The organism is Spirillospora sp. NPDC047279 (genome assembly GCF_040643285.1).
Taxonomy (GTDB): domain Bacteria; phylum Actinomycetota; class Actinomycetes; order Streptosporangiales; family Streptosporangiaceae; genus Spirillospora.
Window position 1 is genome coordinate 121,395 of the sequence record NZ_JBEYUA010000024.1, and the last position, 23,477, is coordinate 144,871.

At 72.3% G+C, this 23,477-nt stretch carries 21 protein-coding genes and 1 pseudogene; 7 read left to right on the plus strand and 15 right to left on the minus strand.

Going from position 1 to position 23,477, the window contains the following annotated elements; translation table 11 throughout:
* The first annotated feature begins 149 nt into the window (after positions 1 to 149).
* Positions 150 to 1,067 carry an RNA polymerase sigma factor SigJ gene (gene sigJ, locus ABZ810_RS42125; RefSeq protein ID WP_358412774.1) on the plus strand — a complete coding sequence of 306 codons (918 nt, stop codon included), beginning with the start codon at positions 150 to 152 and terminating at the stop codon, positions 1,065 to 1,067.
* On the opposite strand, the gene ABZ810_RS42130 is transcribed toward sigJ, so the two are convergent.
* Positions 1,052 to 1,669: a hypothetical protein gene (locus ABZ810_RS42130; protein WP_358412776.1), complete on the minus strand. Its 618-nt coding sequence runs from the start codon at positions 1,667 to 1,669 to the stop codon at positions 1,052 to 1,054. The genes sigJ and ABZ810_RS42130 overlap by 16 nt on opposite strands.
* Entirely contained in the window at positions 1,666 to 2,925 is a 1,260-nt protein-coding gene (locus ABZ810_RS42135) for a hypothetical protein (protein ID WP_358412778.1), read from the minus strand. The genes ABZ810_RS42130 and ABZ810_RS42135 overlap by 4 nt, the downstream gene beginning before the upstream one ends.
* A gap of 211 nt (positions 2,926 to 3,136) precedes the next feature.
* Here ABZ810_RS42135 and ABZ810_RS42140 point away from each other — a divergent pair, with 211 nt between their 5' ends.
* The gene (locus tag ABZ810_RS42140; protein ID WP_358412780.1) at positions 3,137 to 4,000 is read left to right on the plus strand and encodes a hypothetical protein; all 864 of its coding nucleotides are present in this window, start codon (positions 3,137 to 3,139) and stop codon (positions 3,998 to 4,000) included.
* On the opposite strand, the gene ABZ810_RS42145 is transcribed toward ABZ810_RS42140, so the two are convergent.
* Positions 3,918 to 5,348, minus strand: a complete 1,431-nt coding sequence (locus tag ABZ810_RS42145; RefSeq protein ID WP_358412782.1) for an MFS transporter — start codon at positions 5,346 to 5,348, stop codon at positions 3,918 to 3,920. The genes ABZ810_RS42140 and ABZ810_RS42145 overlap by 83 nt on opposite strands.
* A gap of 156 nt (positions 5,349 to 5,504) precedes the next feature.
* Here ABZ810_RS42145 and ABZ810_RS42150 point away from each other — a divergent pair, with 156 nt between their 5' ends.
* The gene (locus tag ABZ810_RS42150) at positions 5,505 to 6,530 is read left to right on the plus strand and encodes a sigma-70 family RNA polymerase sigma factor (RefSeq protein WP_358412784.1); all 1,026 of its coding nucleotides are present in this window, start codon (positions 5,505 to 5,507) and stop codon (positions 6,528 to 6,530) included.
* Here ABZ810_RS42150 and ABZ810_RS42155 read toward each other — a convergent pair.
* From ABZ810_RS42155 to ABZ810_RS42180, 6 genes are all read right to left on the minus strand, one after another.
* A complete protein-coding gene (locus tag ABZ810_RS42155) occupies positions 6,469 to 7,092 on the minus strand; it encodes a TetR family transcriptional regulator (RefSeq protein ID WP_358412786.1) in 624 nt (207 codons plus the stop codon). The two genes, ABZ810_RS42150 and ABZ810_RS42155, sit on opposite strands and share 62 nt — an antisense overlap.
* 4 nt (positions 7,093 to 7,096) lie before the next feature.
* Positions 7,097 to 8,218: a hypothetical protein gene (locus tag ABZ810_RS42160; protein ID WP_358412788.1), complete on the minus strand. Its 1,122-nt coding sequence runs from the start codon at positions 8,216 to 8,218 to the stop codon at positions 7,097 to 7,099.
* A 15-nt stretch (positions 8,219 to 8,233) separates the two neighbouring features.
* A complete protein-coding gene (locus ABZ810_RS42165; RefSeq protein ID WP_358412790.1) occupies positions 8,234 to 9,754 on the minus strand; it encodes a hypothetical protein in 1,521 nt (506 codons plus the stop codon).
* 120 nt (positions 9,755 to 9,874) lie between these two features.
* Positions 9,875 to 10,903, minus strand: a complete 1,029-nt coding sequence (locus ABZ810_RS42170) for a hemolysin family protein (protein ID WP_358412792.1) — start codon at positions 10,901 to 10,903, stop codon at positions 9,875 to 9,877.
* Positions 10,900 to 12,279, minus strand: coding sequence for a hemolysin family protein (locus tag ABZ810_RS42175; RefSeq protein ID WP_358412794.1), 1,380 nt, complete (start codon positions 12,277 to 12,279; stop codon positions 10,900 to 10,902). Before ABZ810_RS42175 ends, ABZ810_RS42170 begins: the two co-directional genes overlap by 4 nt.
* Before the next feature lie 243 nt (positions 12,280 to 12,522).
* Entirely contained in the window at positions 12,523 to 14,412 is a 1,890-nt protein-coding gene (locus ABZ810_RS42180; RefSeq protein ID WP_358412796.1) for a potassium transporter TrkA, read from the minus strand.
* Between the two features lie 381 nt (positions 14,413 to 14,793).
* Here ABZ810_RS42180 and ABZ810_RS42185 point away from each other — a divergent pair, with 381 nt between their 5' ends.
* Positions 14,794 to 15,453, plus strand: coding sequence for a DJ-1/PfpI family protein (locus tag ABZ810_RS42185; RefSeq protein ID WP_358412798.1), 660 nt, complete (start codon positions 14,794 to 14,796; stop codon positions 15,451 to 15,453).
* A 21-nt stretch (positions 15,454 to 15,474) separates the two neighbouring features.
* The gene (locus ABZ810_RS42190) at positions 15,475 to 15,960 is read left to right on the plus strand and encodes a VOC family protein (RefSeq protein WP_358412800.1); all 486 of its coding nucleotides are present in this window, start codon (positions 15,475 to 15,477) and stop codon (positions 15,958 to 15,960) included.
* On the opposite strand, the gene ABZ810_RS42195 is transcribed toward ABZ810_RS42190, so the two are convergent.
* The 6 genes from ABZ810_RS42195 to ABZ810_RS42220 all read right to left on the minus strand — a co-directional run bounded on the left by ABZ810_RS42195 (position 15,948) and on the right by ABZ810_RS42220 (position 22,178).
* On the minus strand, positions 15,948 to 17,864 hold the full coding sequence (locus tag ABZ810_RS42195) for an AMP-dependent synthetase/ligase (RefSeq protein WP_358412802.1): 1,917 nt from the start codon (positions 17,862 to 17,864) through the stop codon (positions 15,948 to 15,950). The two genes, ABZ810_RS42190 and ABZ810_RS42195, sit on opposite strands and share 13 nt — an antisense overlap.
* 266 nt (positions 17,865 to 18,130) lie before the next feature.
* Positions 18,131 to 18,424: a hypothetical protein gene (locus ABZ810_RS42200; RefSeq protein ID WP_358412804.1), complete on the minus strand. Its 294-nt coding sequence runs from the start codon at positions 18,422 to 18,424 to the stop codon at positions 18,131 to 18,133.
* 60 nt (positions 18,425 to 18,484) lie between these two features.
* Positions 18,485 to 19,651: a M64 family metallopeptidase gene (locus ABZ810_RS42205; RefSeq protein ID WP_358412806.1), complete on the minus strand. Its 1,167-nt coding sequence runs from the start codon at positions 19,649 to 19,651 to the stop codon at positions 18,485 to 18,487.
* Positions 19,648 to 20,097 (minus strand): hypothetical protein, encoded by a 450-nt coding sequence (locus ABZ810_RS42210; RefSeq protein WP_358412808.1) that lies wholly within the window; start codon positions 20,095 to 20,097, stop codon positions 19,648 to 19,650. The genes ABZ810_RS42205 and ABZ810_RS42210 overlap by 4 nt, the downstream gene beginning before the upstream one ends.
* A gap of 610 nt (positions 20,098 to 20,707) precedes the next feature.
* Positions 20,708 to 21,511: a M23 family metallopeptidase gene (locus ABZ810_RS42215; RefSeq protein WP_358412810.1), complete on the minus strand. Its 804-nt coding sequence runs from the start codon at positions 21,509 to 21,511 to the stop codon at positions 20,708 to 20,710.
* Positions 21,512 to 21,635: 124 nt separating this feature from the next.
* Positions 21,636 to 22,178, minus strand: coding sequence for an EF-hand domain-containing protein (locus tag ABZ810_RS42220; protein WP_358412812.1), 543 nt, complete (start codon positions 22,176 to 22,178; stop codon positions 21,636 to 21,638).
* 443 nt (positions 22,179 to 22,621) lie between these two features.
* Between ABZ810_RS42220 and ABZ810_RS42225 the strand changes: the two are divergent.
* Positions 22,622 to 22,858: pseudogene (locus tag ABZ810_RS42225) on the plus strand (ABC transporter substrate-binding protein); the annotation flags it as partial.
* A gap of 53 nt (positions 22,859 to 22,911) precedes the next feature.
* Positions 22,912 to 23,409, plus strand: a complete 498-nt coding sequence (locus ABZ810_RS42230; protein WP_358412820.1) for a hypothetical protein — start codon at positions 22,912 to 22,914, stop codon at positions 23,407 to 23,409.
* Positions 23,410 to 23,477 lie beyond the last annotated feature (68 nt).

Here is a 23,477-nt window from a genome sequence, read left to right on the forward strand (position 1 = left end):
TTTCTCCGGATGGTCGTCAAGGGTTCGCCGGCCGGCCGGGCCTTCCGCGCCCTGTTGACGACACAGCCCCGCGGAATGTGACGCGGCCGCCCGCGCCAGATCGGGTGTCACATCCGGGCCGGCTGCGTCGTCAACAGGGCATGGGACGGATGGAGCGGGACGGACGAGACGGCGAGGAGCGGCTGGCGCGGGCCTTCGAGGCGGACCGGCCGAGGTTGCTGCGCGTCGCGTACACGATGACGGGCTCGCTGGTCGAGGCCGAGGACTGCGTCCAGGAGGCGTGGCTGCGGCTGCGCGGGCTGGAGGATCCGGCGGACGTCCGTGACCTCGCCGCCTGGCTGACGACCACCGTCAGCCGGCTGGCGCTCGACGCCCTGAGCAGCGCGCGTGCGCGCCGGGAGCACTACGTCGGCACGTGGCTGCCCGAGCCGCTGGTCGGGGACCGCTCCCACGACCCGGCCGACCGCGTCACGCTGGACGAGTCGGTGAGCATGGCGCTGCTCGTCGTCCTGGAGCGGCTGTCCCCCGCCGAGCGCACCGCGTTCGTGCTGCACGACGTCTTCAGCGTGCCCTTCGCCGAGATCGCCGGGGTCGTCGGACGTTCACCGGCGGCGGTCCGCCAGCTCGCCTCGCGGGCGCGGCGGCACGTCGAGGCCGGGCGGCCGCGGACGCCGGCGACGGCGGCCGAACAGCGGAAGCTCGTCGAGGCGTTCATGGCCGCCTGCCAGGAGGGTGATCTGCCGGGGCTCGTCGCGCTGCTCGACCCGGACGTCGTGCTGCGCGGCGACGGTGGCGGCAAGGTGCCCGCCCTGCTGCGTGCCGAGCGGGGCGCGGAGAGGGTGGCCGGGATGCTGGCCGCCCGGGCCCGCGCGGCGGGCGCGCTGGACATCCTGCCCGCCGACGTCAACGGCGCTCCGGGCCTGGTGATCCGCGAGGCCGGGGGCGGGCTGTCGGTCATGGCGTTCGCCGTGGACGCCGGGCTGATCACCGCGATCGACTTCGTGCGCAACCCGGACAAGCTCGCCGGGCTGCCCGGACTCTTGGAGAGAGGTCAGAGCCTCGCCTGATCGAGGATGACGTCGAGCTCCGCGGCCCGGTGCGGCGTGATCCCGCCCTCCCCCGTCCGCGTCCCGACCTTGGCGCGGAGCTTGGCGACATGGCGGCGGAGCACCTGCACGTCGCCCGACCCGGAGTCGCCGAACGCCGCCCTGGCCTGGTTGTGGAGGTCGCGTGCGACGTCACCGCGGATCTCGTGCGCGTCCAGTCCCTGGTCGACGGAGAAGCGGAACTTGGTGAGCATGTCCCTGAACGCCGCCGACAGCCAGGACGCGCCGGGATCCCGGTCCGGCGGCGCGGAACGCGGAGGAGCGGTGGTCTCGGCCGGAGTGACGGTGGAGACCACCGGCGGCTCCGAGGACGGCTCCAATACCGGCACCGGAGCGGAGGTCGAGGTGAACGGCCGGGCGATCGGCGGCCGGGACAGGTCGCCCCGGTCGGTGAGCGCGGAACTGATGGAGACCTGAAGGGCCGTCGCGGACGACACCGCCACGACCAGCACCGCCAGCGTGACCCAGGGGAGGCCGAGCCGGCGCCGGCGGCGGGACGGCGTCCCGGCGCGTTCCCCCGGTGCCTTCTCGGAGCGTTCCTCCGGCGCCGCGTCCCCCGTCATGCGGGAACGGTCGACAGAACGCGGGTCAGGCGTTCGGCGGTGTCCCGGCTGAGGCCCTGCTCGCGCAGCCGGGTGGTGATCTTCTCGTGCAGCTGGGCGAGGCGCCGGCCGATGTCGACCTGCTGTCCCAGGAGAAGGTCGTTCCGCAGGTCGTTGATGACGTTGCCCAGGTCGACGGCCACATCGGAACGGATCTCACCCCGGACGAACGCACGTTCCACGATCGGTCTCAGCCGTCCCAGCATGTCCAGCGCCCAGCTGTTGGCGTTCACGCCGGGGCGGACGGTGAACGAGGGCCGGGGCGGCGGCACCGCCGTGGCCGAGTAGGCCGGCCTGGCCGTTGTCGCGGCGTCCTCCATGGGGAGCGCGGCGCGGGACGGCGCCTGACCGGCGACGACGGCCGCGGTCCCCGCCGTCACGGCGGCGAAGAGCCCGGCGACACCCAGAGCCCACCACGGCTTCCTCGTTCCGGCGTCCGGCGGGGTCGCCTGGACGGGCGCGTGCGCCGGCGGCCCGAGCCGCCCCTGCGCGGTGAACGCGAGTGTGTCGAACGACGCCGACCTCACCCGGGCCAGGGCCTCGACGATCACGCCGGCCAGGGGCCGGGCCGCGGAGTCGGGCGCACGGCAGCGCGTCGACAGCCGGGCCACAGCCTCGGGCACCCGCACCGCCGCCACCGCGCCGAAACACTCGGCGAGGACGGCGCCGAAGGCGTGCACGTCGGCCCGCATCCCCGCGACGTCCGCCGCCGCACACTCCGGGCCGTCCTCCTCGTGCGCGGACGGGGACATGCCCAGGTCCACGAGCTTGGCGCCGCCGGAGGCGAGGATCACCTTGCCCGACCCCAGGTTCCCGTGGCACACCCCGCCGGCGTGCGCGGCGGCCAGCGCGCCGGCGATCTGCGTGCACGCCTCCAGGGCCTCGGTCATCGACAGGTCGCCGCGCCTGATCCGGGCCGCGAGGACCTCGCCCTCCAGGAGTTCGGTCACCAGGTAGGGGAGGGGACGGCCGTCGGCGTCGCGGGTGCGGTCGAAGTCGTAGATCGTGGCGATGCCCGCGTGGGTGAGGCCCGCCGCCCTGCTCATCCTCTGGTGGCAGACGGGACGTGTGCCCGGTGTGATCGCGCCGAGCGTCCTGACGACGACGACCCGGTCCAGCAGGTCGTCCCAGGCCCGCCACACCTCCCTGGCGCCCCCGCCGTCGTCAAGACGCTCCACCAGCCGATACCGCTCGTTCAGCTGCAGTCCAGCTCGCATCAGACCCGCCTTCTCAGCAGAGGCAGTCGTCCACGTACTCCGGGCGACCTCATGGATCCCAGGTCAGGAAGTACGCACCGGGCGCGCCGCGGGTTCGGCCGGTCGCGGCGCGATCCGGCCTCCGCGCGGCCTTGGCCCTCGCCCGGGCCCGGCCGAGGATGGGGGCACGCGCCCGGTCCACGACACCGGGCGGAGAGAACCGGAGAGGATCATGCCCGGATACCGTGCGCTTCGCCCGGCATCCCTGATCGCGGCGGTCGTCGCCGTGACGGCGGCGCAGCCGGCCGTCACGGCGCCCGCGCGGGCGGTACCGAACCTGCAGATGGTCGCCGGCACCACGGCCGGCGACTCGGCCACGGCCAAGACGGTGACGGCCGCCTGCCCGGCGGGCACGAGCGTGCTCGGCGGGGGCGGTGAGATCATCGGCGGCGCCGGCGAGGTGGTGTTCACCGGCCTGCGGCCGACGCCGGCGCTGAACGGCTACCAGGCCGGCGCCCACGAGGACGACACCGGCTACGGCGGAAGCTGGTCGCTGCGGGCCTACGCCGTCTGCGGCTCGGCCCCCGCAGGGGTGCAGTACGTCGCCGCCACCGGCCCCGGCTCGGCCGGGGTGACCTACACCTCGGTGTTCTGCCCGGGCGGCAAGCACATCGTCGGGATGGGCGGCCACGTCAACAACAGCCTGGGGCAGGTGATGCTGCTCGGCTCCAACCCGTTCGACCCGGCCGAGGTCCTGACGCCCGCGGTGCCCGACGACACCGGCCACCCCGGCACCTGGACCCTCGAATCCGTCGCGGTCTGCGCGAACCCGATCCCGGGCCGCACCGTGGTCTACGGGTCGTCCGTCAACAACTCGGCGACGCCGAAGTCGGCGACCGCCACCTGCCCCGCGGGCACCCGCGTGCACGCGGGCAGCTCCTCGATCGGAGGTTTCCCCGACACCAACTCGCTCATCCGTGAACGGATCGTCCCGAACGCGGCGCTCACCAGCGTCACCGCCACCGGCCGGGAGACGGCGGGCGCGGGTTCACCCGATAACTGGAGCGTGAGCGCGTACGCGATCTGTGCCCCCTGACCAGGGCCAGGGCCGCGAGGGCACCGGTGAAGGCGAGGGCGGCGGCGAGCGCGAGGGCGGCCGTGAAGCCCGCGGTGAAGTCCTGAACGGAGGCGTAGCCGCCCGCGGCCGAGAAGGCGGTGCCGTGGGCGGCGACGCCGAAGGCACCGCCGAACTGGCGCATGGTGCTGAACGTGCCGGCCGCGCGGCCGATGTCGGGCGGCGCGACCGTGCTGGTGACCGACCTGGTCAGCGCGGGGATGGCGAACGCGAAGCCGATGCCGGCCAGCGTCATCGGGACGAGCAGCGACGGGAACGGCAGGCGGGGGGCCGCGATGACGGCGATCCACGCCATGCCCGCCGTCTGGAGGAGGAGCCCCGCGACGGCCAGGGGACGTTCGCCCAGGCGGTCCGAGAGCGAGCCCGCCAGGGGCGCGAGGAGCACGACCGACACGCCCCAGGGGAGCAGCCGCAACCCCGCGCCCAGCGGCGCATGACCGTTGGCGACCTGCTGGAACTGCGCCATGAGGAACACGGCGCCGGTCACCGACGCGTTGGTGAGGAAGATCGCGGCATTGCCCGCGGAGAACGCCCGTGAACGGAACAGCCGCGGCGGCAACATCGGGGCCGGGGCGCGGCGTTCCCACAGCACGAACACGACCGTGGCCAGGGCGCCGGCCGCGAGCGCGCCCAGGATCTCCGGGCTGCCCCAGCCGGCGGCCTCGCCGCGGACCAGGCCCCAGGCCAGGCCGAGGGCGGCGACGGTGGCCAGGGTGAGGCCGCGCGGGTCGAGGGCGGTGCCCGGGCCGTGGCTCTCCGGGATCCGGGTCAGGACCAGCGGGACCGCCACGAGGGCGACCGGGAGGTTCAGCCAGAAGATCCACTCCCAGCCCAGGTGCTGGGTGACCACGCCGCCCAGCACCGGCCCGAGCGCCACGCCCAGGCCCGTCAGGCTGCCGTAGATCCCCACGGCGCGCCCCCGGCGTTCGGGCGGATAGGCGCTGTTGAGCAGGGCCAGCGCCACCGGCATCAGGGCGGCGGCACCGGCGCCCTGCACCGTGCGGGCGGCGATCAGGACCCCGACGTCCGGCGCCAGCGCGCACCCCGCCGAGGCGAGCGCGAACAACGCCAGCCCGCCGGCGAACACCCGGCGGCGGCCGAACCGGTCGCCCAGCACCGCACCGGTCATCAGCAGGACCGCGAAGCTCAGCGTGTAGGCGTTGAGCGTCCACTCCAGGTCCTCCAGCGAGGCGCCCAGGTCCGTCCGGATCTCGGTGAGCGCGGTCGCGACGATCAGCATGTCCAGGACGACCATGAACGATCCCGCCGAGGCCAGGGCCAGCACCCATCCCGGGCGTGCTCTGCTCATCTCGTTCCTCCAAAGGCTCGGGCGGTTTCCGGCCGCCGCTTGAGAACTGCCGGTTGAGACACGGCGCCCTCGCGGAACCGGGCGGCCCGGGACCGATCACTTTCGGGTCCGGCCGGTGTCCTTATCAGCGGAGCCCTGGAGGAGGAGAGGTCGAGCGTGAGCGATCAGGTGCTGGAACGGGCACGGCGGGGCGACCGGGAGGCGTTCGGCCGGCTGGTGGAGCCCTACCACCGCGAGCTGCAGGTGCACTGCTACCGGATCCTCGGATCGGTGCAGGACGCCGAGGACGTGCTGCAGGAGACGCTGCTGGCGGCCTGGCGCGCCCTCGGCCGTTTCGAGGGGCGTTCGTCGGTGCGGGCGTGGCTCTACCGCATCGCCACCAACCGGTGCCTGAACGCGCTGCGCGACGGTGCCCGCCGTTCCGAGGCGCCGGCGGGGGAGGCGTTGTGGCCGCAGCCCTACCCCGACGTGCTGCTGGACGACCTGGCGGACGCCGAGCCCGGACCCGAGGCGCGCTACGAGAGCCGGGAGGCGATCTCGCTGGCGTTCGTCGCGGCCCTCCAGCACCTGCCGCCGCGGCAGCGCGCGATCCTCGTCCTGCGGGACGTGCTGGGCCTGCGCGCCGCGGAGACCGCCGGCATGCTGGACAGCAGCGTGACCGCGGTCAACAGCGCGCTGAAGCGGGCCCGGACCACCATGCTGGAGCGGCTGCCGGCCCCGCGCCCGCCGCTGCCCGGATCGGCCGGCGAACGCCAGGTCGTCGCGCGGTTCGTCGCGGCGTTCGAACGCGGCGACATCGACGGCATCGTCGCGCTCCTCACCGACGACGCGATGGTCAACATGCCGCCGCTGCCGGACGAGTACCGGGGCCGCGAGATCGCGGGCCGTTTCCTCGCCTCCGTCTGCCGCGGCGGCGGCGGCGACGGGTTCCGGTTCGTGCCGACCCGGGTGAACGGCCAGCCCGCGTTCGGCTTCTACCGCCGCGACCCGCACACCCCGATCGCGCACGCGCACGGCCTGCTGGTGCTCAGCCTCGACGGCGACCGCATCTGCGGGATCACCCGCTTCGTCGACAACAGCGTGCTGCCGTACAGCGGCCTGCCCCGCACCCTGCCGGACCCTACGGAGAACGGACGGCGTGCGCCCGCGGCGCGACCAGGGCCGGGGCCAGCCAGCGGGTGAGGAGCCCGCGCAGCTCCGCCTCGTCCTGCGGCGGCTCGCTCGGGTGCTGGAGCAGCGAGGTGAGCAGCCGCATGATGATCTCGGCGAGGCCGTTGAGGTCGTCCTCGGCGACGCCGGCGGCCGCCCAGTCGACGGGGTAACGCTGCAACATCTTGGCGCCGTAGGCGATGGCGTCGCCGGTGGTGGCGCCGCGGCCGAACGCGCCGGAGTCGCCGAGCTGCAGCAGCAGGCTCAGGCGCGGCTCGGTCGGGATGGTCCGCACGCAGAAGATCATGCCCTCGACGACGGCCTCGGCCGGGTCGCTCATCCCCTGGAGGTGCGCGATCAGCTGGTCGACGAACGACTCCGCGCCCTGGAACGCCACCTCGCCGACGATGTCGCTGATCCGGCCGAAATGGCGGTAGACGGTCTGGCGGGTGACGCCGAGCTCGGTCGCGACGTCGGACAGGGTCGTCTTGGTGACGCCGTGCCGGTCGATGCAGCGGGCGGTCGCGTCGACGATGCGCTGCCGGGCCTCGGCGTCCGAGGCGGGAGGCCGGCCTCCCCAGCCGTGGTGCGCCATGATCCTAGGATCGCACAGCCACCGCGGCCGGTCGCGCCGCGGTCGCACGGAGTGCCGCCGCGATGAGCGCGGTCGCGGCGACGGCGCAGAGCGAGGCGTACCAGAGGCTGCCGACCGGCGTGCCCTGCTCGGTGACGCCGTCGTCGGCCGCGAGGTACGCCGGCAACGCGACCAGCCACAGGGCGACGTGGACGGCGAGGTACAGCGCCGGGTAGATCCGTACGAACAGCGGCGACTCCAGCGGGCCGGTGCGCGGCCCGCGCCAGGCGTCCACGAGCAGCCAGAGGCCGAGGATCCAGACCACCGCGAGCTCGGCGCCCAGGACGGCCCGCTGGATCCCGAGCTGGTCGTCGCCGCGGAACGCGCCACTGGGCGCGCTCACGATGATCATCGCCAGCGGCGTCACGGCACCGGCGACGACGGTGCGCCAGCCGACCTGGAGCCCGCTCATCGAGCCGCGGCCTTCCCCGGGGCCGACCAGGCGCACCACGAGGTAGGTCATCGCGCCGAACGAGACCGAGGCGAACAGGAGCATGCTGTTCATCGGCACCGAGGCCAGGGCCGGCTGGTTGATCATCTCGTTGCCGGGGTTCCACGCCCACCACTTCAGCTGCGGGCCGAGGTGGTCGAAGATCTCGTAGAAGACCTGGCAGGCGAACGCGACCGCCACCGAGCCGGCCAGCGGCCCGCGCCGCGCGAAGACGCCCAGGGCCCGCACCAGCTCGTAGGCGAGCTGCGACAGCGCCGGATAGAAGGCCACGATGTAGAGCGGCAGCCGGTCGTACATGAACTGCACCGTGAACACGTTGTGGGAGAAGATGAACCCGACGTGCTCCTCCAGGCCGAACCAGCCCGGGAAGTAGAGCGGCGGCTCGATCACCGCCAGGTAGACCACCGACGCGAACCACAGCGAGATGTTGACCGGGTCGCCGTCGCGCCGCCACCGCCGCCACGCGTGGACGAGGGCGAACACCGCGCCGCCGATGATGAGCAGTTCCAGCACCGGCATGGTGCCGTTCTCGAGGCCGAACGGGTCGCGGAGGTCCACCACCGGATCGGCGTCACGGCAGGAGAATCCGAGTGCTTCGGCGACGCGCTCGGCGGTCGCGTCACAGGTGTGGTCCATCCTTCGCTCCTCGGGTCAGGCGCCGACGAGGTCGTCACCGCGGCCGGCGCCCGCGGACGACGCCCCGGCGGGGCCGGTGTAGCCGGTGAAGTCGGTGCCGGGCGGGTCCTGCCGGTCGTCGAACCCGCCGGGGACGACGGTGCGGCCGAGCCGCTGCCGCAGCTTGTAGCGCGCGATGCCGAACCAGAACCGCGGGTCGGCGGCCATCTGCCGCAGCGACTTGTCGAGGTTGAAGACCTGCGCGAACGTCTGCTCGACGTAGGGGTCCTCGCGGCTGGTGGCGTTGATGGCGTTGAAGATCGGCCAACTGAGGCGCGCGGCCAGCCTGCGCCGCCACGGGGCGACGACCTCGCTCCCGGTCGCGAAGTCGTAGGCCTGGTCGCGGGCCATCGCCAGCATCCAGGGCACGTCCAGGGACTTCTTCTGCCGGGTGAGGAACTCGCGGAAGAACGCGAGGTCCGCGGCGCCGCGTTCGCGCAACATCTCGCCGAGGATGAGCGCCGAGCGGGCGGCGGCGCTCATCCCCTGGGCGTAGAACGGGTTGAAGGCGCAGACCGAGTCGCCGATGCTCACCAGCCCGACCGGGGGGACGTCGAGCAGGTCGAAGCGGCGCCACTTGTTGCCGGTCGAACGGGTCAGGTGCACCTCGGAGGTCGGGGTGCAGGCATGGGCCGCCCGGCCGAACGTCGTGGCCCGGACGCGGTCCACCGCGGCCTCGAACTCGTCGGCCCTGCGCGGCATCTGGATGCCCCACGATCCCATGCACACGATGGCGCGGTCGCCCTCGATCGGGAAGAAGTTGCTGAGGAACTCGTGCTCCTCGGGATGGTCGCCGGTGTCCTGGGTCGGGGTGATGACCAGGTGCTTCCACCACCACGTCTCCGGGCGCCGGTCGGCGGGCGGCAGGTCGTACCACCGCGAGGTGTAGGTGACCTTGGCGTCCAGGGTCCTCTCCGGCGGGGCGGGCCAGCCGGCCGCCTCCAGCCAGTCGATCACCGAGGAGCCGCGCCCCAGCGCGTCGACGACCAGGTCGGCGGGCAGGTAACCGTCCTCGTCCCCCGAGCGGTACTCGACCCCCTCGACGCGCCCGCGCGGGGTGCCGCCCCCGGTGGAGCGCAGCCCGGTGACCGCCACGCCCTCGCGGACCTCGATGGCCGGCAGCTCGCGGACCTTGTCGCGCAGGACCCGTTCGATCAGCACCCGGGAGCTGTAGACCATCGTCATCGACCCGGACTTGCGCGGGGCCCAGCCGTCGTTCTCGCAGTAGGCCGCGTCCATCGACGGCATCAGGTGCATCCCGCCCGCCGCGATCAGCGCCTCCTCGAACCCGGGGAAGATCTCGCCGATCGCGCGGCGGCCGGAGTTGAGGAGGAAGTGCGGGTGCTTGCTCTGCGGCACGCCCCGCCGGTGCTCGGCGCCCGGCGGGAGCCGGTCCCGTTCCAGGACGATCACCTCGTCGAAGTGCCGCGCGAGCACTCCGGCGGCGCACAGTCCCGCCACGCTGCCGCCGAGCACCACGGCCGTCCGTCCGCGCATCCCCGCCCGCCCTTCATTCATACAGATGATGAGTGAATGTATGATGACGGGCGTGACGGGTCAACAGTCCACTACGTAACCGGATGCCGGATTCCTCGCCAGGGCGGTGGCGACCGGCCGCTACGAGGAGGGCGAGAGGTTCCCGTCGGGCTCGGTGCGGGGGAACAGCCGCTGGAGCACGTCGGTGATGGTGACGACGCCCAGGATCTCGTCGCCCTCGGTGGCCAGCGCGAGCTGCTCGCCGGTCTCGCGCATGCGGGTCAGCGCCGCGTAGACGGGCAGGTCCGCCGGGACCAGGTGCACCGGGCGGGTCAGGTCCGCGATGGACGACGACGCCGGCCGGGTCAGCGTGTCGCGCACGTGCACCACCTGCCAGGCCGTGCCGGGCGCGGGCACCAGGATTCGCAGGTGGCCGGAGGCGTGGCTGGCCGCCTGGACGTCGGCCACGGTGGCGTCGGGCGGCACCGAGGTCGGCGTGCCGCGCATGGCCAGGTCGCCGATGCGCAGGTTCCGCAGGTCCAGGGCCTCCGACAGGCGCGTCGAGTACGAGGCGTCCAGCGCGCCGACGTTCGCCGAGTGCTCGACCAGGTGGCGCAGGGCGTCGGGGTCCTGGCCGGAGTCGACCTGGTCGGTGGCCTCGACGCCGACCCTGCGCAGGCACCGGTTGGCCGACCGGTTGAGGGCGTGCAGCAGCGGCCGGGTGAGCCACATGAACGCGCGCATCGGCAGCGCGAGCAGGGTGGCGGACCGCTCGGGGTGGGCGATGGCCCAGGACTTGGGGGCCATCTCGCCGATCACCAGGTGCAGGAACGTCACGATGATCAGTGCCAGCACGAACCCGGCCGCGTCGGCCAGCCACAGCGGCGCGCCCCAGGAGCCGATCGCCGGGGTGATCCAGTGGTGCACGGCGGGCTTGGTGATCGCGCCCAGCGCCAGGGTGCAGATCGTGATGCCCAGCTGCGCCCCGGCGAGCAGGACCGTCAGCTCCGCGGAGCTGCGCAGCGCGGCGCGGGCGGACCGGCTGGTGGGCGCGGCGTCCTCGAGCCGGTGCCGCTTGGCGGCGATGAGGGCGAACTCCACCGCGACGAAGAACGCGCTCAGCGCGATGATGGCGACGGTGGCGGCCAGCACCGCCCACGGGTCGCTCATCGCCGGTCCTCCCTCTCGTCGTCGGCCGGCTCGGGCGCGATGACGCGCAGCCGGATGGAGGAGGGCACGTGGTTGTCGACCTCCAGGACCTCCACGCGCACGAACCGGACGGGCGGGTCGTCGGCGTGGGCCAGGTCGGCGGGGTCGGCGGGCAGTTCGATGTCGAGCTCGGTGCCGGCCTTGGGCAGGGCGCCGTACGCGGCGATCACCAGGCCGGCGATCGTCTCGTAGTCGCCCTCGGGCAGCCGGTGGTCGATGGTGCGCTCGACCTCGTCGATGTGGAAGCCGCCCGGGATGATCCAGGCGTCGCCCGCGGAGGTGGCGGTCGGCTCGTCCTCCTCGGCGTCGTGCTCGTCGGTGATCTCGCCGACCAGCTCCTCGGCCAGGTCCTCCAGGGTCACGATCCCGGCGAAGCCGCCGAACTCGTCGATGACGCAGGCCAGCTCGCCGCGGTCGTCGGCCAGCTGGCTGAGCGCGGCCGGCAGCGTCATCAGCGTCGGCACCATCGTGGTCGGACGCATGATCGACGACACCGGCCCCGAGCCGTCGGCGGCGTCCAGCACGTCGGCCAGGTGGACGACGCCGGCCACGTGCTCCTCGGCGTCCAGCACGGGGTAGCGGGAGTGGCCGGTGCTCATCAGGCGCCGCACCTCGGCGACCGTGGTGGTCTCGTCGACGGTGTCGACGTTGGTCCGGGGGATCATGGCGTGCTCGACGTCGCGGCGCGGGAAGTCCAGGATGCGGTCCAGCAGGATCGACAGGTCGGGCGGCAGGTCGCCGCTGCGGCGCGAGTCGGCCACGATGTGCGCCAGGTCCCGTTCCGTCGCGGCGTGCTCGACGTCGTGCACCGGCTCGATGCGCAGCGCCCGCAGCAGCAGGTTCGACGACTGGTCGAAGATCCAGATCAGCCAGCCGAACACCTTCAGGTACATCAGCGTGGAGCGCGACAACCGGCGCGCCACCGGCTCGGGCCGGGCGATCGCCAGGTTCTTGGGGAACAGCTCGCCGAACACCATCTGCACCAGCGTCGACAGGGCCAGCGCCAGCACGGTGCCGACCGCGACGCCCACCCCGGTCGGGACCCCGGCCCCGCCGATGATGTCGCCGAAGGCCCGGCCGATCAGCGGCTCGGCGACGTACCCGACCAGCAGGCCGGTCACGGTGATGCCGAGCTGGGCGCCCGAGAGCATGAACGAGGTGCGCCGGGTCACGGCCAGCGCGCGCCCGGCGGAGTGGTCACCGGAGGCGGCCCGGGCGTTCAGCCGCGACCGGTCCACCGCCATGTAGGCGAACTCCTGCGCGACGAAGTACCCCGTCAGCGCGGTGATCAGCAGGACCACCACCACGCCGAGCAGCAAGGACAGGATGGTGATCACCGGGAGACCGTCCGAACGGTCGCGGGCGGCCGGCCGGTATGAAGAGGTGGGTCGCTGCTCATCTTTCTCTCTGTAGGACGGTTCGTCGGTTCAACGGCCGGTGAGATCGACGAGTTCCCCCTGTCTCTCATAACCCCAGTTCAGGAGGCTTGACCGCCGGACGTCGAGCGCGCGGAGGCAGCACTTTACTATAGTTGTAGTAGATTGGCCCGCTCCGCCACCCGCGCGGAGGAGGCGCGGGCTTCAGGAGCCGTGGCCGACGGTCTCCTGGTCCGTCCGCGACTCCTCCGGGTCCGTCGTGGAGTTCCGTTCCTCGGCGAGGACGATCACCGCGTCGCCGGCGGTGAGGGTGAGGGCGGTGGCCTTGCGGGGGTTGAGGACCACCCCGTAGGACGGGGGCTGGTGGAACTGCGCGCCGTACCGGTACCCCAGCGCGGTCTCGCCGCGGCGCCGGGCCGCCTCGATGACGGTGGCGAAGTTGGCCACGACGCCGGGCCGGAGGTAGTCGGTCGCGGGCTTCAGGTAGATCTCCGAGCCCTCCGGGTCGAGCAGGTCCATGTAGACCTCGTACAGGTACCGGTTCTCGCTGAGCTGGGTGAGCACCTGGTTGATGAGCCGGTCGCTGACGATGAAGTCGTCGGCCTTGGTGACCTGCGCGACCTCCCGGTTCGCCTCGTCGTTGATCTCGCTGACGATCGAGTACGGGTCGCCGAGGGCGTCCTCCAGGTCGCGCAGGTGCAGCAGGGTGAGCAGGGTGCGGGCGTCGGCGTGGTCGGCGTCGTACGCGGCGTCGGCGAGCACGATGATCTGCTGGTAGGTGCCGACGTCCAGCCTCTCCAGGTCCGCGCGGGCGGTGGGCTCGCAGCGGGTGAAGCCGAGGGCCAGGTTGCGCGTCGCGGGGAGCACGCCGGTCGGGTCGGGCCGGTTGGCGGCGACGTGCATGACCGAGCCGGGCTCGACGAAGTCGTCGAGCAGCTTGATGATCTTGGGTGCGCGGTGGTTCCAGCCGACCAGCAGGGTGCGCTCGGGGTTCACCTCGCTGGGCGTCGCGGTGCCGATCGTGTCCGGGAAGACCGGGGGCCGGGTGGCGGACGCCCGCTTGATGAGCACGTCGTCCTCGGCGAGCATGAGGATCTCGTCGTCGGACCGGATGACGGTCGACATCGGCGGGTTCACCGACACGCCCCCGTCGGCGTGCCGCAGGCCCGCGGGGATGCCGAGCTCGTAGGCGTCCAGCGCCTCGCCGTAGGTGAGTCCCGTCAGCGCGGCGTCCCGGTGCATGTAGAGCTCGTGGCCCTTGAAGTCCAGCAGGTCGGAGAAGACCGCGGAGAGCCCGGACTGGCGGTGCGACTGCACGATCAGCCGGATCGCGATGTCGTCCGCGTCGATGATCTGCGTGTCCGGGCCGCCCGCCAGCCGCGCGGCGGCGAGGTTGGCCGAGTCGTGGACGGCGGCCACGATGTGCGGGCGCCGCGCGTGCCACTCGCGCGCGCCGAGCGAGAGCAGCACCTTGATGACGTGGATGTCCGGGTCGGCCTCCTGCGGTGACAACACCACGACGGAACGGGCGGTCGCCGGGCTCACCAGGTCCAGGTCGGCCACCTTGAGCGGGTTGCCGTGCCGGCAGATCACGCGGGTGCGGCCGGTGTCGCCGACGCGCGCCCGGATGGCGTCCTCCATCTCGACCTTGTCCATGTCCGCCAGGATCGCCACGTACGAGCGCCGCTTGCTCTGGTTGGCCTCGGCCAGCTCGGAGACCACCGTGAAGATGTGGTCCGACCAGCCGAGCAGGACGGTGTGGTCACGTTCGATGATGCGCGACCGGCCCTTGCGCAGCTCCTCGATCTTGGCTTCCAGGCCGGTGGTCAGCACGCCGATCAGCGCGCTGACGATGAAGATCCCGCCGATCGTGACGGCGAGCATCATGCCGAGGTAGACCGCTCCGCCCTCGTCGCCGCCCATGGTGCCCGGATCGAGCGTGCGCAGCAGGCTGCGCCACACGACCCCGGGCCAGGAGCCGTTGTCGGCGGCGTCCCGCGGCGCGATCACCGTCACCACCGTCGCCACCGCCACGACCAGCAGGCCGGACGCCAGGCCGAGCCAGCCGATCAGTGCCGGAGTGCCCTTCGACATGGTGTTGTCGAACCAGTAGCGGAGCCGATCCCTCGTCTTTGGCCGGTTCAATCGCCGCTTCCCCGCTGGTGGTCGTCACGTCGCCCGCCAAGGCGAGCCGGGACGAATCCTGTCAACACCGGCACGGCCCGGCAACTGTCCGCACCGCGTGGCGGGTCGATCGGCCACCCGCTCCCGGGCCGTCCATGGGTGCCTGGGCACTGGTCCGAATTGGTTCCACGCGGCCTGCCGCCCGCCGCCCCCACGGCCCAGGCCGCCGCCCCCGCCGCCCAGGCCGCCGCGGCCGCCAAGAAGGACAGGGTCGTCCCGCATGTCCTGAAGTGTGGGAGACATGTCATTGAGCTGACCTGGCCGAACGCTCCATGCTGGGACCACCTCCTCATGACAAGGACCTTCATGGACGCCGCCTTCGTGCTGTACGACCGGATGACCGCGCTCGACATGGTGGGCCCCTACGAGATGCTGGCCCCCAACCCGGAGATCACCCCGCACTTCGTCGCCCACCGGCGCGGGACGGTCCGCGCCGACCAGGGGCTCGAGCTCAACGCGACCACCACGTTCGACGAACTGCCCGGCCCGGACCTGATCGTCGTGCCCGGCAGCGGACGCTGGCGGGCGGTCCTGGAGCAGAACGACGCGCTCCTCGCCTGGCTGGCCGCCGCCCACCCGGCCGCGACCTGGACCACGTCGGTCTGCACGGGCGCGACCCTGCTCGCGAAGGCGGGACTGCTGACCGGGCGGACGGCGACGACCCACTGGGTCTCCCGCGAGGTGCTCGGCGAGCTCGGCGCGAAGGTCAGCACCGACCGCGTCGTCGTCGACGGCGACATCATCACGGCCGCGGGCGTGTCCGCCGGGCTCGACATGGGGCTGGCCCTGGTCGGCACGCTGTTCGACGCCGACCGGGCGAAGCTCCTCCAGCTCATGAACGAGTACCAGCCGGAGCCGCCCTACGACTCGGGCTCCCTGGAGAAGGCCCCGCCGGGCGTCGTCGCCTTCGCCCGCGCCTACGACGCCGAGACCTCGATCAGAACCGACTGATCTCCCGCCATCATGGAGATCATGATCGAGAACACGCCGTCCGTCCGCCAGCTCCGCCTCGTCGTCGAGGCGGAGGACTACGAGGAGGCCCTCGCCTTCTTCCGCGACGCCCTCGGCCTGCCCGAGCAGGCCGCCTTCTCCGGCGAGGGGGACGCCCGGGTGGTCATCCTCGACGCCGGCCGGGCCACCCTGGAGATCGCCAACCCCGCGCAGAAGCGCCTCATCGACGACGTCGAGGTGGGCCGCCAGGTCGCGCCGAAGATCCGCGTCGCCTTCGAGGTGGACGACGCCCCCGCGGCGACCGCCCGCCTCCTGGAAGCCGGGGGAGAGGAGGTGGCCCCGCCCACGGTCACCCCCTGGCGCTCCCTGAACGCCCGCCTCAACGCCCCCGCCGGCCTCCACATCACCCTCTTCCAGGAACTGGAGCCCCTGGAACAGCGCACCACCCGAGACGGCTTCGGCACCAACCCCGAAGACCGGCCCGGCGACGCCGGTCAGTCGGTGTAGAGGGCGGTGATGTCGTCGGCGTAGGCGGCCATGACGGCGTTGCGCTTGACCTTGAGGGAGGGGGTGAGGAGGCCGTTCTCCTCGGTGAAGTCGCCGGCGACGATGCGGAACCTGCGGATGGCCTCGGCCTTGGAGACCGCCTCGTTGGCGTAGTCGACGGCCTTCTGGACGTCGGCGACGAGGTCGGGGTCGTCGCGGAGGTCTTCGACGGGGGTGTCGCGGGGGCGCTTGCGGACGGCGAGCCAGTGCTCGACGGCCTCGGGGTCGAGGGTGACGAGGGCGGCCACGTACTTGCGGCCGTCGCCGACGACGATGCACTGCATGACGGGCGGGCGGCTGCGCAGGCGGTCCTCCAGCGGCGCGGGGGAGACGTTCTTGCCGCCGCTGGTGATGAGGATGTCCTTCTTGCGGCCGACGATCGACAGGTAGCCGTCGTCGTCGAAGCTGCCGAGGTCGCCGGTGGCGTACCAGCCGCCGGAGAGGGCCTCGCCGGTGGCGTCCTCGTTCTGCCAGTAGTCGGTGAAGACGATCGGGCCCTTGATGAGGACCTCGCCGTCGTCGGCCAGGCGGATCGCGGTGCCGGGGACGGGATGGCCGACCGTGCCGGGGCGGGGGCCGAGCGGCGGGGTGATGGCCGCGGCGGCGGTGGTCTCGGTGAGGCCGTAGCCCTCGTAGATCACGATCTGTGAGGTGTAGAAGAAGAAGTTCAGGCGCGGGTCCAGCGGTGAGCCGCCGCTGATCGCGTAGCTGAGGTTGCCGCCCAGCTCCTTGCGGATGCGGCGGTAGACCAGCAGGTCGTAGAGGGCCCAGGCCAGGTAGAGGCCGAGGGAGGGGCCGGGGCCGGTGCCGAGGTACTTGGCGAGCTGGGCCTGGCCGAAGCGCACGGCGATCCTGTCGGCGCGTTCGAACGAGGAACCGCGGCCGAGCTTCTCGGCCATCGCCCGGCCGGTGTCGTGGATCTTCTCGAAGAGGTAGGGGACGCCGACGACGAACGTGGGGCCGAACGACTTCAGCTCGGGGCGCAGCTCGTCGGGCTTGATGCTCGGGAAGTGGCCGATCTCGATGCGGCCCTTGAGGCACGCGATCTGGATCGTGCGGCCGAGGATGTGCGCGAGGGGCAGGAAGAGGAGCGTCGAGGCCTTGTCACCGGTGATCTCGGTGAAGATCGGGTGCAGCAGCTCGATGGTGTTGGCCGCCTCGGCGTGCAGGTTGCCGTGCGTGAGCACGCAGCCCTTGGGCCTGCCGGTGGTGCCCGAGGTGTAGCAGATGGTGGCGATGGTGCCGGGCGACAGGGCGGTGCGCCGCGCGGTCACCTCGTCGTCGGGGACGCCCTCCCCGGCCTGCACGAGCTTGCCGAGCCCGCCGTCGTCCAGGCACCACACCTGGACCGGGTCGGGCAGGGCCGCGGCGGCGCTCGCGGCGGTCTCGGCGTTCTCCGGGGTCTCGGCGACGAGGAACGCGGCGCCGGAGTCGCGCAGGATCCACTCGACCTGGTCGGCCGACGACGTGGCGTAGATCGGCACGGTCTGCCCGCCCGCCGACCAGATCGCGAAGTCCAGGACGCACCACTCGTACCGGGTGCGCGACATCAGCGCGACCCGCCCGCCCGGGGCCAGCCCGGCGGCGATCAGCCCCTTGGCCGCGGCCCGCACCTCGTCGGCGAACTCCCGGGCGGTCACGCCCTGCCATCCGCCGCCGGCCTGCCGCCGGATCACGACCTCGGCGGGGGCCTCCTCGGCGTTCACGAACGGGATGTCGGCGACGCTGCCCGAGGTGGCGGCCGGGACCAGCGCCGACGCCCGCACCTCGCGGACGGCGCCGTCCTCGCGGACCAGCTCGATCGAGACGCGATCGCTCAGATCGCCCCGACGCTTGGCCTTCTTCATGTCTTGGCGGGGGCCCAAGGTCAGCTCCTGTTCGCGCGCCTGGCATACGAACGCACGATGGTACGGACGTCACCGCTCCGAGCGCTGCGTAGTGATCGACGATATTTCGGCGATCGGATATCAGCAGGTCTCACATTCCGCGGCGCGGCGCGGCCGGCGTGATGCCGGCTATCCGGAAACCGGCACGGTGTTCGGTGTCCCGGCCGGGCGGGCCGGCGACCTGACCACCCGCCGGTACGGGCGGCACCGGTCACCGGCGCCGCCCCTCCCGTTCGCGAGCGGCCCTACTTGACGAGGGCGACGCGGATCGCGATCCCGTTCGTCCTGCCGGGGTCGAGGTTGTAGTCGACGCTCACGGTCCAGTTGTTGTTCCACGCGTCCTGCAGCAGGTCGAGCATGCCCGCGCGGGCGGGGCGGTTGGCGTCGTTGCGGAGCTGGAAGCCCATCGCCTGCTGCGGCTGGGAGTTGAGCTTCATGACCACTTCGACGTCGATCTGGTCGTTGGGCGGCCCGAACTTGGTGCCCACGTCGTGCACGCGCAGGAAGGTGAGCTTCCCGGTCGTTCCGAGCAGTGCCATTGTCGTCCCCTCGTGAGATTTCAGGTGTCGTCGGCTGCGTTCTGGTGCGGTCGGCCGGGTTCAGGTGCGGTCGGCGACCCGGAGGAGGAGGCCGTTGTCGAGGCCCGCCGCGCGCCGGTAGTCGAGCACGACCGGGCGGTTCCGGTTGAACGCCCCGCGCAGGGTGTCGAGCATCCCCTGGCGGGCGCCCTCGTCGTCGTCGGCGCGGAGCCGGAAGCCGAACGCCTTGTCGGGCTCGGAGTCGAGCTTGACGACCACCTCGACGTCGATCTGGTCGTCGGGCGGCCCGAACCTGGTGCCCACGTCGTGCGCGCGCAGGAAGGTGATCCTGCCGCTCGCCGCGAGGATCGTCGGCAGGAACGGATGGAGCGTCTCGCGGATGCGCCTGGTGCAGACGGCGCAGAAGGCGTTGCCCAGCACGCGCATCTGGCAGTTGAACTGCGGCCGGTAGGCGCCGCAGTGGTAGTGGTCGGCGCCCTCGAACGCCCCCACGACGGTGAAGGGCAGCCCGGGCGGCGGGCCGACCGCCGGGTCGCACTTGGTGCAGTCCGGGTTCGAGGTCGTCGGCACCGGCGTCGACGGGCGGATGAGGGTGCGCCACTTGATCCGGGTGCGGTCGCTCACGGTCGTGACGTTCGGTTCGGCCGGCTCGGGGCCGGGATGGTGGTCGTGGTCGGTCTCCAGGCCGCAGCCCAGCAGCGACTCGTACTCGTCCGCGAGCCCGAACGCGGTGTGCCCCATCTCGTGCAGCGCGATGTCGACCGCGTCCGGGGCCTGCGAGAACACCGCGACGCCGCCGCCGGAGCCGCCGTAGACGGGCGAGTTGACCGAGACCAGGACCATGTGCACCTGAGGCACCTGGTCGCGCGCGACCGTGAGCGCGGTGTCCTGGTTCACCACCAGCAGGCGCTGGATGCCCTGGCTGCAGAACGTGGCGTCGAAGTAGGTGGCCGGGGTGGCCCCGGAGCCCCCGCACCTGGTCGGTTCGTCCGCGCCGCTGTCGGTCGAGGTGACGTCGACCCGGAACACGTTGACGGCCGGCCGCAGCCGGTCGAACGGCGGGGTCGCGAACAGCGTGTCCACGAACTTCTTCACGTCGGCCTCGTACTGCGCGAGCTCGGACGCCTGGTAGCCGTCGCCCAGGATGACCAGGTTCCAGCGTTGCGCGGCGTCGCCCGCGTTGACGATCTTGGTGGTCCCGACGACGGTGCCGTCCGCGGTGGTCATGCCCCACCCGCCTCGTCGCCGGTGAGCGGGAAACGCGCCAGCTCCGACGCCGCGGCCCCGGCGCGCAGCCCGCCCGCGTCCTCGGGGACGCCGACGAGCGCCAGGTGGTCGGCGCCCTCCAGGTCGGGAACCACCACGGTGAACGCTCCCTGAGGCCGCTCCGCCGGCACCCGCTGCGGTGACGCCCCGGGCCCGGCCGAGAACACCTCGACGGTCGTGTCCATCGGATCCGCCATGACCCGCCGGTGCAGCGTGCGCCCGTCCGGGTCGCGGACCTCGACCCAGAACCCGCGCTGCCCCTCGTACCCTTCGAGCGCGTCGGTCGGCGGCACCACCATGTCGACCCGTTCCGTCGACACCAGCCGTGCCCGCCGCCCCTCGTACGCGAAGTCGAGCCGGACGGCCCCTCGCTCGCGCGGTACTCCGCCCCTCGGTTCCTCACTCATGCCGGCCCCTTTCAGGCCTCATTCGATCCCCGAAAACAAATGGCGTCTGAGAGTGGTAATCCGCACCGGATGCCGCGCACAAGAATGGCGCGCTCCGGCGAATGCACGGACCTGCGGCCCTCCGCACGCCGACCCCGAAACCCCCGACACCATGAGGCGATGGCGGTGCCCCGTCCCCCGGGCACCGTCATCGTCGTGCGCCGTGTCAACCTGCGCCGTAGACCATTTCCATCGAACCCCCGTGACCCCGTTGCCCGATTCACGGTACGGACGAATAAGCCGTCCAAGTGGAGCTGTCCGCATACGGCCGTCCGCATTTGGCCGCTCCTTCTTCGCGGGGCGCCTTCGTCTGGACGCGGAAAGCCGGGAACGGTTATCCGGTGCGCGGCAACTCGAAGCGGCGAGGCCCGGCGCGTTCGTATTCTCGGCCCCGGCGGCACGGTGCCGCCCGCGATGGGAGTCATCATGGCCGCGGCAGCACCCTCGTTGGAGAGCCTCTCGGCCGAGCTCACCGCCCTGCGGCCGCGCATGGACGCGGTGAGCCGCGCCATCCACGCGTATCGGCCGCGACGTGGCCGCCGCCCTCCAGCACTGAGCCGAGGTCCCGCGGTCAGCAGTCGGGGATGTCGCGGCCGGTGTTGTCCTTGGCCTCGTCGTTGCCCCAGCGGGCGAGGTAGTAGGCGGACACCCACTGGTTCTGCCAGGGGCTCCCGGAGTCCAGGTCGGTCTTCAGCCACCAGTGGTTGTAGGCGGCCCCGACCTGCACGTTCGGCCCCCACGCGCGGCAGTAGACGTAGTTGGTGCCCTGGTTGAGCGTGCCGGTGCGCGTCCCGCCGGGCGTGCTGTGGCCCGGCGCGGCGGCGAACGTGTCGACCCAGTACCTGCCGGGCGTCCCGCCACAGTTGGCGCTGGTGACGAACACCTGGTTGTAGCTCCAGGCCCGGGGGACCAGGGAACCGTTGAAGCGCGCCTGCACGACCGCGCCGTTGAGCTTCTGCTCGAAGTGCAGGTGCGGGCCCGTGGTGTCGGAGCCGGTGCTGCCCGCGACCCCGACCTGCGCGCCCTGGCCGACGTTCTGGCCGACCACCACGGCACGGCTGTCCAGGTGCAGGTAGCGGGTCTGCCAGCCGCCGCCGTGGTCGATCACGACCGTGTTGCCGGCGGAACTGTAGAACGTCGACACCGTGACCGTGCCCGGCGCCGAGGCCAGCACCGGCTTGCCGCGCGTGACACCGTCGGTGGAGACCATGTCGAGCATGTCGGGGTCGGCATGGCCGCTGTGCGTCGAGGTCGTCCAGCGTTGACCGCAGGCGATCGGGGCCTGGAACGCCGGGTCGGCTGAGGCGGGGGCCGCCGGCACCGTCAGCACGATGCCGGCCGTGACAGGGACGAGGACAAGGCGCGAGGGGAGCATGGGGTCTCCTGGCGGGAAGCGGGGACCGCAGTCTCGCACGCGCCTCGTTAAACAGACATGCGCGTCTATTGACGAAATCGACCACGCCCTTTCGGCGCGACTTCGCCGCACGCCAGGTGCCCGGCTAGGGGGCGCCCGAGGCCGGCGGGCCGAAGACCCAGGTGCCCGGCGCGCCGGGATCGTCCCCGGCCCAGAACTGCGTCCAGAGCTCGGTGAACTCCACGCGGGACAGATGGCCGTCGCCGTTGAGGTCGAGCCGCGGGAAGATCTGGTCGGTATCCGTCGGGCGCCCGTTCCACGCCTCGATGAGCTGCCGGTACTCGGCCGCGCTGATCCGCCCGTCGCCGTTCCCGTCGACCGCCTCGAACATCGCCTCGGCCGTCGCGGTGACCGCCTCGGGCATCTCGTGCAGATGGTCGACGACCGTCAGGACGTCGTCCACCGTGACCCGGTCCTCGCGCGCCGCGGAGACCTGAAGGGTGTACCACCAGCGCATCATGATCTCGTGCAGCCGCGCGTACTCCGCCGACCCCGGCGCCGTGCCCCGCAGCGTCGTCCACCGCCCCGCCAGCGCCGCGAAGTCGCCCTCCCGCAGGTACCCGTCCCGGTCGCCTCCCATCGCCCGGAAGGCCCCCGTCACCTTGACCCGCTGGAACTCGCTCGCCATGACTGCGCCCCTTCCACCCCACGGACACCTTCAGCCCCCACGTTGACCCACCCCCGCCCACCCCGGCAATCACCCGACGGCTGCACCGCCCCCCTCGAGAAGTGACAACGAACCCACCCCCACCAGCAGCGTCAGAGCACGCTGGAAGGCCGTCAGGGGTGGAGGGTGAACTATTCCCTACTTTGTAGGTAGACATTGCAGATAATTGGGGTGACCGTGACGGCGCAGGGCGGTGATCACGACCCCGGTTCACGCGGGCGACCGCCGGGTCGCTGGTCGCCGCGTTGTCGCTGTGCGCGTGCGCGCCCGGCGGCGGTGTGCAGTCGGCCGGCGGGCCGCCCAGGTCCGGCGGCACGCTCACGTTCGCCGTGGGCTCGGACGTCGGCTGCGTCGACCCGCAGGCGGTCGGGAGCAACGACACGGTCTACTCGGTCCGCCAGATCGTGGACTCGCTGACCGACCAGGATCCGGCCACCGGCAAGATCGTCCCGTGGCTGGCCGAACGCTGGGAGGTCGGCGACGACGCCCGGACGTTCACCTTCCACCTGCGGCCGGGCGTGACGTTCAGCGACGGCTCCAAGCTGACCGCCGAGGTCGTCAGGAACAACTTCGAGGCCATCCCCGAGCTCGGCCCCCGCGCGATCATCGCCCAGGGTTACCTGGCGGGGTACGAGGGCACCACGGTGGTCGACGAGCTCACCGCCAAGGTGAGGTTCAAGCAGCCGTCTACAAGGTGGTCGCCGAGGCCGGAGTGCGCAGCGGCAGCCTCTCGTCCGGGCAGGTCGACGCCATCGGCAGCGTCGGCCTCGCCGACGAGGCCGCGCTCAAGGGAGCGGGCGTCCGGCTTCTGGCACGTGCCAACCCGGGCATCGCCTTCGGCATCAGCCTCAACAACTCCCGGCCGCTCTTCAAGGACGCGGACGAGCCCACCAGCGCCCTCGACGTGACCGTCCAGCGCAGGATCCTGGACCGGCTCCAGTCGCTGACCGAGGACCTGGGCAGCGCCGTGCTCCTGGTCACCCACGACCTGGGCGTGGCGGCGGACCGGTCGCACCGGATCGTGGTGATGTCGCAGGGCCGGGTGGTCGAGTCCGGCCCGGTCCGGCGGATCCTCGACGCGCCGTCCGACGACCACACCCGGCGGCTGCTGCTCAGCGCGCCGAGCCTGACCGTGGCGCGCCCGCGGATCCGCGGGCGCGCCGCGCCCGGCGGCCCGCCGAGTTCGGAATAGAGTCGTGATGGGTAAGAGTGTAAGGGCATGTTTTTAGTTATCGGTGGTGGGGGGATGATTAATATATT